The organism is Arthrobacter pityocampae (assembly GCF_002927275.1).
GTDB lineage: Bacteria > Actinomycetota > Actinomycetes > Actinomycetales > Micrococcaceae > Arthrobacter_D > Arthrobacter_D pityocampae.
Window position 1 is genome coordinate 28844 of the sequence record NZ_PRKW01000007.1, and the last position, 12812, is coordinate 41655.

The 12812-nt window shown below is 71.4% G+C and carries 11 protein-coding genes and 1 riboswitch; of the genes, 5 read left to right on the plus strand and 6 right to left on the minus strand.

Annotated features, from left to right (window positions below):
- Positions 1-17: 17 nt before the first annotated feature.
- The 5 genes from C4K88_RS15580 to C4K88_RS15600 form a co-directional block, all read right to left on the minus strand.
- The gene (locus C4K88_RS15580) at positions 18-1625 is read right to left on the minus strand and encodes a sensor histidine kinase (protein WP_306418627.1); all 1608 of its coding nucleotides are present in this window, start codon (positions 1623-1625) and stop codon (positions 18-20) included.
- A gap of 10 nt (positions 1626-1635) precedes the next feature.
- A complete protein-coding gene (locus tag C4K88_RS15585; RefSeq protein WP_104122592.1) occupies positions 1636-2346 on the minus strand; it encodes a response regulator transcription factor in 711 nt (236 codons plus the stop codon).
- A gap of 59 nt (positions 2347-2405) precedes the next feature.
- Positions 2406-4061 (minus strand): DNA repair helicase XPB, encoded by a 1656-nt coding sequence (locus C4K88_RS15590; protein ID WP_104122593.1) that lies wholly within the window; start codon positions 4059-4061, stop codon positions 2406-2408.
- Positions 4054-6477, minus strand: coding sequence for a helicase-associated domain-containing protein (locus C4K88_RS15595; protein WP_104122594.1), 2424 nt, complete (start codon positions 6475-6477; stop codon positions 4054-4056). Before C4K88_RS15595 ends, C4K88_RS15590 begins: the two co-directional genes overlap by 8 nt.
- Before the next feature lie 87 nt (positions 6478-6564).
- The gene (locus C4K88_RS15600; protein WP_104122595.1) at positions 6565-6855 is read right to left on the minus strand and encodes a hypothetical protein; all 291 of its coding nucleotides are present in this window, start codon (positions 6853-6855) and stop codon (positions 6565-6567) included.
- Between the two features lie 166 nt (positions 6856-7021).
- Here C4K88_RS15600 and C4K88_RS15605 point away from each other — a divergent pair, with 166 nt between their 5' ends.
- From C4K88_RS15605 to C4K88_RS15615, 3 genes are read left to right on the plus strand one after another with little or no spacing between them, the layout of a single operon-like run.
- Complete coding sequence (locus C4K88_RS15605; protein WP_104122596.1) at positions 7022-7405, plus strand: cold-shock protein; 384 nt, start codon at positions 7022-7024, stop codon at positions 7403-7405.
- Between the two features lie 9 nt (positions 7406-7414).
- Positions 7415-8059, plus strand: coding sequence for a DUF3027 domain-containing protein (locus C4K88_RS15610; protein WP_104122597.1), 645 nt, complete (start codon positions 7415-7417; stop codon positions 8057-8059).
- Positions 8060-8093: 34 nt separating this feature from the next.
- Positions 8094-9371, plus strand: a complete 1278-nt coding sequence (locus C4K88_RS15615) for an MFS transporter (protein ID WP_104122598.1) — start codon at positions 8094-8096, stop codon at positions 9369-9371.
- Between the two features lie 92 nt (positions 9372-9463).
- On the opposite strand, the gene serC is transcribed toward C4K88_RS15615, so the two are convergent.
- Positions 9464-10588 carry a phosphoserine transaminase gene (gene serC / locus C4K88_RS15620; RefSeq protein ID WP_104122599.1) on the minus strand — a complete coding sequence of 375 codons (1125 nt, stop codon included), beginning with the start codon at positions 10586-10588 and terminating at the stop codon, positions 9464-9466.
- A gap of 239 nt (positions 10589-10827) precedes the next feature.
- On the opposite strand from serC, the gene C4K88_RS15625 reads away from it, so the two are divergent.
- Both C4K88_RS15625 and C4K88_RS15630 read left to right on the plus strand, forming a co-directional pair.
- On the plus strand, positions 10828-11526 hold the full coding sequence (locus C4K88_RS15625; RefSeq protein WP_104122600.1) for an iron-dependent transcriptional repressor DtxR: 699 nt from the start codon (positions 10828-10830) through the stop codon (positions 11524-11526).
- 130 nt (positions 11527-11656) lie between these two features.
- A riboswitch (cyclic di-AMP (ydaO/yuaA leader) is annotated at positions 11657-11825 on the plus strand.
- 5 nt (positions 11826-11830) lie between these two features.
- On the plus strand, positions 11831-12793 hold the full coding sequence (locus tag C4K88_RS15630) for an NlpC/P60 family protein (RefSeq protein ID WP_104122601.1): 963 nt from the start codon (positions 11831-11833) through the stop codon (positions 12791-12793).
- Positions 12794-12812 lie beyond the last annotated feature (19 nt).

Here is a 12812-nt window from a genome sequence, read left to right on the forward strand (position 1 = left end):
GACACGGGAGGAGACGATCAGCGTGCGTCGCGGCGTTTGTGGACAACGGGCTTCGTCGGAGGGGCCTGTGGAGGAGTGATGCTCTTCGGAGAGCCGGACGAACCATCGGACCCCGCCTCCGGAAGCGTGCCCGTCGTTGCGGCTTCGGATGCATCGCCGGACGCCTCGTCCGGCACTTCCCCTTCGGCGGGCTCTCCGTCGAGGGGAACGTGCGGAAGACGGATCGCGAGCGTGGCGCCGCCCCCGGGCGTCTCCTCGAGCCGGACCGTGCCGTCGTGCTGGGCCACCAGTGCGGCGACGATCGCGAGGCCGAGCCCAGTACCCCCGGTCTCGCGGTGCCGGGAGCTGTCCGCCCGATAGAAGCGCTCGAAGACCTTGGCGGCGTCGTCCTCGGCGATCCCCGGGCCGTGGTCGCGCACCTCGAGGACGGAATCGCTGTGGCCGTGCAGCACGGGGGCGACACCGACCGCGATCTCGATGGGCGACCCCGCGGGCGTGTACCGCAGCGCATTGGTCATGAGATTCGCGACGACCTGGCGGAGGCGGGCCTCGTCCCCCCGCGTGGGGGCGGAACGTGGGCTGCCGCCGTCGAGCCCGATGACGGAGATGGTCCGGTCCGGGGCGGTGGCCCGTGCGTCGAAGGCGGCGTCGTGGCCGAGCACCGCCAGGTCCACGGGCTTCACGTCGGGGCGGCGCTGCTCGTCGATCCGCGCGAGCGTCAGGAGGTCCTCGACCAGCTGCCCCATGCGGATCGCCTCGCTCTCGATCCGGCCCATCGCGGCGGCGATGTCCTCGTCCTTCTGCAGTGCGCCGTGCCGGTACAGCTCCGAGTAGCCGCGGATGGTGACCAGTGGCGTCCTCAGCTCGTGGGAGGCGTCGGCGACGAACCGCCGCATCTTCGTCTCGGACGCCGTACGGGCGGCGAAGGCCCGCTCGATGTGCGCGAGCATCGCGTTGAGGGACCGGGAGAGCCGCCCGATCTCGGAGGCCGGCCGTTCGACGGCGACGCGACGGGAGAGGTCGCCGGCCGCGATCGCCGCCGCGGTCCGCTCCACGCGGGCGAGCGGGGCGAACTGGCGGGTCACCGTCACGAACGCGATGAGCGAGGCGAGGGCCGTGGTGACGAGGCCGGAGGTGAAGATGATCTCCTTCGCTTCCTGGAGGGATTCGTTCACCGGGTTGAGGCGGGACGCGATCGCCAGGTACCCGTCCGTGTTCGCGAACCGGAAGACCCGCACACGCCACCCCTGGCTGTCGGCGTCGGTGCTGGGAACGTTGAATCCCACGCCGTCGAGGTCGATGATGCGTTCCTGGCTCAGGCCGCCGAGATCGGGTACGTCGGCGACCGTGTCGGACTGGTTGGCCACCACCACGCCACCGTCGCTGTCGAGCAGGGCGGCGTAGTAGCGCAGCACGGCGCCGTCGGCCTGGGGTTCGGTGGAGTAGATGTCGTTCGCGACGGTCCTGGCGTTGTTCCACAGATCCTGGTCGATGCGGTCCACGAGCCCGCTCCGCAGGAGGGAGACGGTGGCGAGGCCTGTGATGCCCACCGTGACGATCATCAGGAGCATGATGATCGCCACGAGCTGCGAGCGGAGCGACGCCGCGTTCCAACGCTTGATCAAGTTGCCGGTGCTACCGCTTGTCGGGGGTGCGGAGGAGATAACCCACGCCCCGCTTGGTCTGGATCAGGGCGACGGCGTCGGGATTCCGGTCGATCTTGCGTCGCAGGTAGGAGATGTAGGACTCCACGATCGAGGCGTCGCCGTTGAAGTCGTACTCCCACACGTGGTCCAGGATCTGGGCCTTGGACAGGACGCGGTTCGGGTTCATCATGAGGTACCGCAGGAGCTTGAACTCGGTGGGGGAGAGGTCGATGGTCTCCCCGTTGCGCCGCACCTCGTGGGCGTCGTCGTCGAGCTCCAGGTCGGCGACGCGGATCACGGCGTCGTCGTCCTCGAGCGGGTGCGTCCGGCGCAGGACGGCACGGATGCGTGCGACGACTTCGTCGAGGCTGAACGGTTTCGTCACGTAGTCGTCGCCGCCGACCGTGAGACCCGTGACCTTGTCCTCGGTGTCGTCCCGGGCCGTCAGGAAGACGACGGGGAAGTGGCGGCCGGCAGCACGGAGGCGCCGCGTCACGGTGAAACCGTCCATGTCGGGGAGCATGACGTCGAGGACGGCGAGATCGGGATTGTGCGTCTCGGCGGCGGCGAGGGCGTCCCGGCCGTTGGCGGCGGCGACGACGTCGAAACCGGCGAAGCGCAGCGACGTCGACAGGAGTTCGCGGATGTTCGGTTCGTCGTCGACGACCAGCAGTTTCGCTTCAGGGCCTGTTTTCTTCACCCCCTCAGTATCCTCGGAGTGCCTGTGAATTGGCTGGACCGTCCCTGAAAGACTGCTCCTCAGTCCCTGGGCTCGCTGTCCGCGATGGCCGTCGCGTCGAGGATGCGGTACGCATAGCCCTGCTCCGCGAGGAACCGCTGGCGCTTCGCCGCGAAGTCCTGGTCGAGGGTGTCCCGCGCCACGACGGTGTAGAAGCGGGCCGCCCGCCCGTCCGCCTTCGGGCGAAGCAGCCGGCCGAGGCGCTGGGCCTCCTCCTGGCGTGACCCGAACGAGCCCGAGACCTGGATGGCGACGGAGGCCTCCGGGAGGTCGATCGAGAAGTTCGCGACCTTGGACACCACGAGCACCGTGATCTCCCCGGACCGGAACGCATCGAAGAGCCGCTGCCGTTCCTTCACGGACGTCTCACCCTTGATGACGGGGGCGTCCAGGCGCGCCGCGAGGTCGTCCAGCTGGTCGATGTACTGGCCGATGACGAGCAGCTGCTCACCCGGGTGCACCGCGACGAGCCGCTCCACGACGTCGGACTTGGTGTCCGACGTCGCGCACAGTCGGTACTTGTCGCCGTCGTCGGCCATCGCGTAGGCGACCCGCTCGTCCCGCGGCAGGTCCACGCGCACCTCCACGCAGTCCGCGGGGGCGATGTAGCCCTGCGCCTCGATGTCCTTCCAGGGGGCGTCGTAGCGTTTCGGCCCGATGAGCGAGAAGACCTCGCCCTCGCGGCCGTCCTCGCGGACGAGGGTCGCCGTGAGGCCGAGCCGGCGGCGGGCCTGGAGGTCCGCCGTCATCTTGAAGATGGGCGCCGGGAGGAGATGCACCTCGTCGTACACGATCAGGCCCCAATCGTTGGCGTCGAGCAGCTCCAGGTGCGGGTACAGGCCACCGCGCCGGGTCGTGAGGACCTGGTACGTCGCGATCGTGACCGGCCGGACCTCCTTCACCGCGCCGGAGTACTCCCCGATCTCCTCCGCCGTCAGGGACGTCCTCTTGAGCAGTTCGTCCTTCCACTGCCGCGCGGACACCGTGTTGGTGACGAGGATCAGCGTGGTGGTCTGGCTCGTGGCCATCGCGGCGGCGCCGACGAGCGTCTTGCCCGCGCCGCACGGCAGGACGACGACGCCGGAGCCGCCGGACCAGAAGTTCTCGACCGCGAGCCGCTGGTACGGGCGCAGCGTCCAGCCGTCCTCGTCGAGCACGATCGGGTGCGGTGTCCCGTCCACGTAACCGGCGAAGTCCTCCGCCGGCCACCCGAGCTTGAGCAGCAGCTGCTTGAGCTGACCGCGCTGGGAGGAGTGCACGACGACCGTCTCCCCGTCGATCCGCGGCCCCAGGAGGGGCTGGATCTTCTTGGCGTGCAGGACCTCCTCGAGGACGGGGTAGTCCGTGGTGCGCAGCACGAGGCCGTGCTGCGGGTCCTTCTCGAGCCGGAGGCGCCCGTAGCGCGACATCGTGTCCTCGATGTCGATCAGGAGGGCGTGCGGCACGGGGAAACGGGAGTACTTCAGCAGGGTGTCGAGGACCCGCTCGGCGTCGAGGCCCGCGGCGCGCGCGTTCCAGAGCCCGAGCGGCGTGAGCCGGTAGCTGTGCACGTGCTCGGGGGCGCGTTCGAGTTCCGCGAACGCGGCGATCGCGTGGCGCGCCTCGGTGGCCTGCTCGTGGTCCACCTCCAGCAGGATGGTCTTGTCGCTCTGGACGATCAGCGGCCCGTCAACCATCGGCGGTGCTCCCTTCGAGGATCTCCACGTCCATGACGCGGTGGACGGACACGACTTTCTCCACCTGGTTCTCGGGGTCGAACACGCGCAGGCGCCCTCCCGACACCGAGAGGGGAACGAGGACCTGGCACACGTGATTCCCCTCGCTGTCCGCCGTCCCGAGGCGGATCCGGCTGCGCGACCGGATGGCCGCGCGCAGCGTCTCCAGCCCCAGGAGCGTCTCGCTGTCGGCGGTCCCCGCCGGATCTGTGGTGCCCGGCCCAGGAGTGCGGAGGGCTACCAGTTGCGCTGTGATCTCCTCCTCGGCGACCGACCACGGGTTGAGCCTCGACCGGAGCCGGTCCGGGGCAGGCCTGCCCGGTGCGGACGGATCGGCCGTCCCGGGGGGTGCGACGGGCGCAGCTACGGCCACGGCATCCGACGCCGGCGCGAAGCCGAGGTCGCGCAGGAGATTCGTCAGCTCCTGGGCGGAGGCGGGGGACACCAGCACGGTGGGCGCGATCTGCACGATCCCGAGCACCGCGGCACGCGGGTCCGCCAGGACCGTGGCGGTGACGGCGTCGTCGTCCGTGCACAGGTAGCTGCCGGCCCGGCCGACACGGAGGCCCCCGTGCCGGGACGCCGTGTCCTCCACGAGGTACGAGAGCGCCTGCGGGATCTCCGTGGCGGAGTGCGTCCGGAGGAAGTCGAGGATGGAGGGGGCGTCCTCCCCGGCGTCGAGCGCGGTACGGATGGAGTCGGCGGAGAAGCGGTAGGTCGTGGCCGGCCCCTGGCCCTCCGGCGTGGACATGCGGAGGAGCCCGCGCGCCACCTCGGGCTGCAGGTAGCCGGGAGCGACGGCGGTGAGGTCGGCCTGCAGCACGACGTGGGAGACGGGTGCCGGCAGGGCGTCCCGCACACCGAGCGCGGCGTCCTCGAGGCGCCCCTGGGCGACGAGCCGGCCGGCCCCGGTCAGCGCGCCGCCGCCCGTCAGCCCGAGTGCGGCGGCCTCGGCCAGCATGCCCGGGACCAGCCGTGAGAAGCGCCGGTGCAGGCGTGGCTGGTGCCAGGTGGCGAGTCCGACGACGGCGTGGTCGGTCAGGACGGGAACCTGCCCGGCCGTCCCGGGGCCGACCTCGAGGTCGACGTCCCCGGGGGCATCCGACAGGTCGAGGGCGACGGACAGGAGCCGCTGCCGCACCATCGGGGCGTCCGGCCTGGACGCCTCCGCGGCGAGGGTGTTGACGGACGTGCCGTCCGGCAGCTTCGAGCCGACGAGCGCCGGGGCGCGGTCGACGGCGAGCCACCCCTCGACGAGCAGCTGCCACTGGGCGTCCCGCTCCAGCGCCTCCCACGCCTCCGGCCGGCTGGTCTTCCACCGGGAGTCGTCCGGATCGAGGATGAGGAGCCCGGCGGCGGCCGCGAGCTCGAGCAGCCACGCAGCCTCGCCGTTGCTGCAGTGCACGGCCTCGCGGACGCGCCGCAGCTCGCGCACGCCCACCCCACCGGAGCGGAGGGTGGAGACGGGGGACCCGGCGACGACGTCGAGCAGGGCCCCCGTCTGCCGCAGCGTCTCCGCGATCGCGCCGAATGCCGCGTTGTCGCGCAGGGTCGCGCGCGTGGTCCGACCGGTGGCGACCGGCGGTTCCAGGTCGAGGGACGTGAAGACGGCGTGGTCGCGGACCGCCCTGCCGACGCTGCGGGGGAGTTCGACGTGGAGGGCGTCCAGCGGCGCGAGCAGGCAGCGGTCCAGGAGCCACTGCACGGCGGGCGAGGCTCCGGCGTCACCCGCGGTCGCCGTCGACCCGACCGGGGTGTCGTGGAGGCGCGCGAGCAGTGCCTCCGCGCCCTCGGGAGCGCCCGCCATGAGTCGTCCCCAGGCGTCAGGGTCCGCGGTCACCGCCTCCAGGACCCGGGCAGCGGCGGCCGACGTGAGCGCTTGGTGGCCGGAGTCGGGGTCGAGGATCGCAGCGGCGCGGACGAGCGCGGGACCGAAGCGCGGGATGGAACGGGCGAGGGTCCTGAAGGAGCGGCCGAGGCCTGCGGGATAGGGCGCCACGGCGTCGGCCATCGCCCCGACGGGCAGGAACCCCTCCGCCACGGACCCGACGACGAGGGCGCGCCGGGCGAGATCGGCGAGGATCGACTCGACCGCGTCCGTGCCGTCCTGCGACAGGGCGGTGGCGAGCCGGGCCGGTGGGACCGCCGCGCCGTCGTCCTCGGTCAGGACCACGAGGGCCTCGAGGACCTGGAGCTGGGGGCGTGGCACGTTGTCCAGGGCCCGCTGCAGGCTCGTGCGGGAGGATGCCCGGGCCGCGAGCGCGGCGAAGTCCGGCACCGGGGGAAGGATGAGATCGGGCCGGACGGTGAGGAGGCGGCGCACGTCGTCATCGCTCCGGAGGGCCAGCTGATCGGCCAGTGCTCGGATTGCGGACATCACCCCAAGATTACCCGGCGCCGCCGACACGGGTCCGTGGACCGGTGCGCATACCGCGACGCGAATGCCGGGGCGGGAGGCGTGGATTCAGGAGCGACGGCGCGCGACGGCGGAGCCGATGAGCAGCGAGACCATCAGCAGGAAGGCGATCGGTAGGCAGAAGTAGCTGGCCAGGACGAAACCGGGCCACACCGTCCCCTGCAGGAAGGCCGTCACGAGGATGGCTGCGAGGGACACCAGTCCCACGGCGGCGAAGGCGACCGCGAGCACCATGACCAGGAACCGGCCGCGGGAGGGCCGCCCGGGGTCGCCGTCCGGCACCGCGGTGTCACCGGAGGGACGCGAGGTGGGGTTCGGGGCCGGGTCATCAGGGATCATAGCCGTCCCAGACTACAAGAACCGCGGGCGGGTCCTCCCGACGCTATACCCTAGGAGACACAGACTTCCCGGCGGCAGCAGCGCGCCCGGGTGCCAGGCGGCCTGCGTGGACCGGGCCAGGGCCGCCGGTGACACTGCCCGGTACGGCCAAGAAGAGGTAGACGACGTGCCCATCGGCAAAGTGAAGTGGTTCGACGCGGACAAGGGATTCGGGTTCCTGGCCACGGACGACGGCAAGGAAGTGTTCCTGCACGCCTCGGCCCTGCCCGCGGGCGTGACCGAGGTCAAGGTGGGCGCGAAGCTGGAGTTCGGCGTCGCCGACGGACGGCGCGGCCCCCAGGCCCTCTCCGCCCGGATCCTCGAGCAGCCTCCCTCCGTGGCCAAGGCCAGCCGGAAGAGCGCCGACGACATGGCTGTCATCACGGAGGACCTCATCAAGCTGCTCGACGGCGTCTCCAACGGACTCCGCAAGGGCCGCTACCCGGAGAAGGTGCATGCGACGAAGGTCGCGGCGGTCCTGCGGGCGGTTGCCGACGACCTCGACGCGTAGGCTTCGATCATGACCCCGAGCAACCTGGACGCGGTCGACGGCGCGCCGTCGACCGACATCGAAGCGACGCCCGAGGGCGCCGACGCGCCCGCCGTCGTCGAGGCCGCCCGGAAGCCCCGGGTGGCCCGACGCATCCCGAAGACCGACTCCGTGCTCGAGGCCGCCGTGGAGCGTGCACGCCAGGGCGTGCTGGAGGTTGCCCCGGAGGCCCAGGTGGGCCGCCATGTGTCGGCCACGATCGACGGGGAGCGACTGGTCACCCACCGGTTCGAGGCGTTCGTGCCCGGGTACGGCGGATGGCAGTGGTACGCGAGCGTGGCCCGCGTGGCACGGAGCAAGGACGTGACGGTCTGCGAGGTGGGGCTGCTGCCTTCCTCCGCCTCCTTGCTGGCGCCCGAGTGGCTGCCGTGGTCGGAGCGGGTGCGTCCCGAGGACTCACCGCAGGACGAGGCGTCGGAGGCCGCCGGGGACGCCGTCGCGACGGACGGGACCGCTGCTGCCGAGGAGGCCCAGGCCCCTGACGCGGCTGCCGCTCCCGCTGCGGCTGCCGAGGCGGCCCAGACCCCTGACGCGGCGGACACTGCCGATGCAGGCGTGACGCCGGCGGCCGACGAGGACGAGCCCTCCGCCGCGGACCGGCCCGACGCCGAGTGATCCGTCCGTGGTGCCGGAGCGGACGGGGAGGCGCATGAGCACTTTCCGGTCCCTCGGTATCCACAACTACAGGCTCTGGTTCGTCGGTGCCCTGATCTCCAACATCGGCACGTGGATGCAGCGGACCGCGCAGGACTGGCTGGTCTACGACATCCTGACCGAGCAGAACGCATCGGCGCTGGGGATCGTCATGGCCCTGCAACTGGGGCCCCAGCTCGTGATCGCTCCCTGGGCAGGCCTGATCGCGGACACCGTGGACCGGCGCAGACTCCTCGCCACCACACAGGTGGCGATGGCGGTGCTCGGCGTCGGCCTCGGCTTGATGGTCCTCCTGGACGTCGCCGTCCTCTGGCACGTCTACGCCTTCGCCCTGGCGCTCGGCGTCGTCTCGGCGTTCGACGCCCCGGCGCGGCAGGCGTTCGTGTCGGACCTCGTCGACGACGAGTACCTCCCCAACGCCGTGGCGCTCAACAGCGCCTCCTTCAACGGGGCCCGCCTCGTGGGCCCCGCGATCGCCGGGCTGCTCACCGCGGGCGTAGGGCCGGGCTGGGTGTTCCTGATCAACGCCCTGACGTTCGGCGCGATGGTCTACGTGCTGCTCGCGATGCGCAGTTCCGAGCTGAATCCGCAACCCCGTTCGGCGCCCGGCAAGGGGCGCATCAGGGCGGGCTTCCGCTACGTGAGGCACCGGCCCGATCTCATGATGGTGATGCTCGCGATCTTCATCGTCGGCACTTTCGGACTGAACTTCGCCGTCTTCATCGCCGCCATGGCCCGCAGCGAGTTCGGCCAGGGGGCGGGGGTCTTCGGCGTGCTGTCCTCGGTGATGGCCGTGGGCTCCGTCGCGGGCGCGCTGCTCTCCGCCCGGCGGGACAGGCCGCGCCTGCGGTTCATCTTCGGTGCGTCGGCGGCGTTCGGGATCGCGTGCGCGCTGGCCGCCCTCGCCCCCACCCTGTGGCTCTTCGGGCTGGCCCTCGTGCCCGTCGGGCTGTTCGCACTGACGCTGATGACGAGTGCCAACGCGTACGTGCAGACGACGACGGAGCCGGCCATGCGCGGGCGCGTCATGGCCCTGTACTTCGCCATCTTCCTCGGCGGGACGCCCCTCGGGGCGCCGGTGGTGGGATGGGTCTCGGACATGTTCGGTCCGCGATGGAGCCTCGGGGTCGCGGCGGCATCCGGGCTGATCGCCGCCGGTGCCGGGATCTTCTGGGCGTGGCGGTATCACGACGTCCGGCTGCGCTACGACCGCTCGGCGCCCCGGCGCCTGCGCATCGACCACGAGGCCGGCACGCCCGACCCCGCGCCGTAGGGCTGACACACCCAAGCGCACCCGTCGGGCCGGCCAGCGGGCTGCGGCCCCGACCGCCAGTGGGCTGCGGCCCGCCGCGGGGTGACGGGCTGCTAGAGGAGGTTCTCGACCACGTGGTCGATGCACCCGATGAGGGCCGAGACGTCATCGGGCTCGATCGCCACGAAGGTGGCGACGCGGAGCTGGTTGCGCCCCAGCTTCCGGTACGGCTCGACGTCGACGACCCCGTTCGCGCGCAGGATCGCGGCGATGCGGCCGGCGTCCACGGCGTCGTCGAAGTCCACGGTCACGATCACGTTCGAGCGGTCCTCGGCGCGTGCCACGTACGGGCTCGCCACCGTCGAGGCCTCCGCCCAGCGGTACAGCCGCCCCGCCGAATCGGCCGTCCGGGCCGCAGCGAAGGGCAGTCCGCCCTGCGCGTTGAGCCACTGCACCTGGGCGTCCAGCGTCACGAGGGTGGACAGCGACGGCGTGTTGTAGGTCTGGTTGAGGCGGGAGTTGTCGACGGCGGTCTGCAGGTTGAGGAAGTCCGGGACCCACCGGTCACCGGCGGCGATGCGTGCAGTGCGCTCCAGGGCGGCGGGGGACAAGAGGCCGAGCCACAGGCCGCCGTCGGAGGCGAAGTTCTTCTGCGGCGCGAAGTAGTAGACGTCGGCCCGGGAGACGTCGACGTCGAGCCCGCCGGCGGCGGAGGTGGCATCGACGACGACGAGCGCGCCGTCATCGGCACCCTCGACGCGACGGACGGGCGCAGCCACCCCGGTGGAGGTCTCGTTCTGCGGCCAGGCATAGACGTCGACGCCGGCCTCCGCCGTCGCCTCCGGGCGGGTGCCCGGCGCGCTGGTGAGGATGCTGGAGGCGTCGAGGAAGGGCGCCTTGTCAGTGGCGGACGCGAACTTGGAGCCGAACTCGCCGAAGGAGAGATGCTGGGCCTTCCGCTCGACGAGCCCGAAGGTGGCGACGTCCCAGAAGGCCGTGGATCCGCCCACCCCGAGGACCACCTCGTACCCGTCCGGGGCGGAGAAGAAGGTGCTGAGCCCGTCGCGGACGCGCCCCACGAGGTCGCGGACCGGGGCCTGGCGGTGCGAGGTCCCGAGGAGGGAGCTTCCGGCTGCGACGAGGGCGTCGATCTGGGCGCTCCGGACCTTCGACGGGCCCGCGCCGAAGCGGCCGTCCGAGGGGAGGAGGTGTGCGGGAATGCGGGGGAATTCGCTCATGGGGGCTCCAGCTCTGGGACGGCGGGGTTCGATCTCATTCTGCCCCAGCGCCCGATGGCCCTCCATTTGTTAACGCCGCGGCTTCGACGGCGCGGACCGGGGTGCCGCAGGATTGCCGGGCCCCCGGAGCCATGCGTTAACCTTGGGAGGCGTGGGGCGGAGCCGGGCAGATGGCCGCACCCTCACCGGCGTGAGGCATTTCGGCCGCGCACCCGCACCGCACCAAGGAGCTGAACCGCATGACGGACCTCATCGACACCACCGAGATGTATCTGCGGACCATCCTTGAGCTCGAGGAAGAGAACATCGTCGCGCTCCGTGCGCGCATCGCCGAGCGGCTGCGACACTCAGGCCCCACCGTGTCCCAGACCATCGGCCGGATGGAACGCGACGGCCTCGTGGTCGTCTCGGACGACCGGCACCTGGAGCTCACCGAGGCCGGCCGACGCCGCGCCACCGGCGTGATGAGGAAGCACCGCCTCGCGGAGCGTCTGCTGAGCGACGTGATCGGGCTCGACTGGGCGTACGTCCACGACGAGGCCTGCCGGTGGGAACACGTCATGAGCGAGCGGGTGGAGCGTCGGCTGTACGAGCTCCTCGGCAAGCCCTCGGACTCGCCGTACGGCAACCCGATCCCGGGGCTGGCGGCGATCGGCGGCGTCGAGTCGGAACAGTTCACCGATGGCGTGGTCACCCTGCTGTCCGCGATGTCCTCCTATACGCCCGGCGCCACGGTCACCCTCGCGCGCCTCGCCGAGCCCATCCAGGTGGACCCCGAGCTCCTCACGCAGCTCGACGAAGGTGGGCTCCGCCCGGGAGCCCAGCTCACGCTCGAATCGGTGGGAGGCTATGTCTCGGTGCGCGTCCCCGGCGTCGAGGGAGCCCTCGAACTGCCGCCCGAGGTCGCCTCGCACGTCTTCGTATCCCTCGGAGACTGACTTCCTCGGAGCGATCGTCACCGGAAAAATACCATTCCGTGATCAGAACGTGACATACCTCGCATCCTGGTGTAGCTTTCAACTCGTGCCGGACCCGCTGTGAATCCAGCACCCTCCTGCAAATCGCCTAGCTCTGCCATTGCCGGAGGTCCGTCCGCACCATCGCATGGCAGAGGCGGGGGAACCAATTCTGGGTTTCTGAGAAGAAATCCTCGGGGTGAAGTCGCTGTGTTCCGCAGCGGCCGGGTGACTCCCATCCGAATCCGACAGCTCACCTCGCAGGCGTTGGGAGAGGCAATCCAACGTGTCCACGAGCTCTTCATCGGGCCGCCACCGCGCGCCCCGAAACATCAAACCGCTGACAGTCCTGTCCGCAGCCGTCGCATCCAATGCCGGATCCGTCGGCCGTCAGGCCGCCGTCGTCGTCGCCGCTTCCGGCCTGGTCCTGACCGCGGGCCTGCCGGCCCACGGGACCGCCGGTGCGGAGCGTGAGGTGCAGTCCTCCACAACCCTGAGCATCGAGCGTGTCGTGACGGCCGAGGTGACGGTTCCGGCCACCGCGACCGTGTCCTTCGACCGTGTCGCCGTCGAGGTGAAGGCCGCTCCCAAGACCGCTCCCAAGGTGGTACCGAAGACGGCCCCGACGCAGGTCGAGGACGCTCCCGCGGTCAAGGCCCCCGTCGTCGAGGCCCCCGTCGTCGAGGTCCCGGTCGCCGAAAGCCCCGTGGTCGAGGCTCCGGTCGCTCCGGTCCGGGCCCCGGTCGTCGAGGATGCGCCGGTGGCACCGCCGGCACCGGTTCAGGCCCCGCCCGTCGCCGCTCCGGCTGCCGTTGCCCCGGCTCCGGTCGAGGCCGCGCCGGCCCCCGCTCCCGTGGCCGTCGCTGCGGCCCCAGCTCCCGTGGCCGTCGCTGCGGCACCCGCGACTCCCGCTGCCGTGAAGTCCGCGCCCGCCCCGTCCTCCGGTATCGCCGCGGGCCTGGTCGGTTCGGCCTATGCGCAGATCGGCGTGGCCCAGGACTGCACCGCCATGGTGGAGAAGGCCCTGCGCTCGGTCGGCAAGTCCGTGGGCGATCTCGCCCCGGGGCAGTTCTACCAGTTCGGTGACGCCGTCGGCTCACCAGCTGCCGGGGACCTCGTGATCACCGGCGGCCACGTCGCGATCTACGTCGGCAACGGCCAGGTCATCAGCGGTGGCCTCAACGGCATGAACACCGGCCTGCACAACCTCTCAGACCTCCCCGGCGCCGGCTTCGTCCGCGTCCGCTAGAAACCACCCGGAGAACACA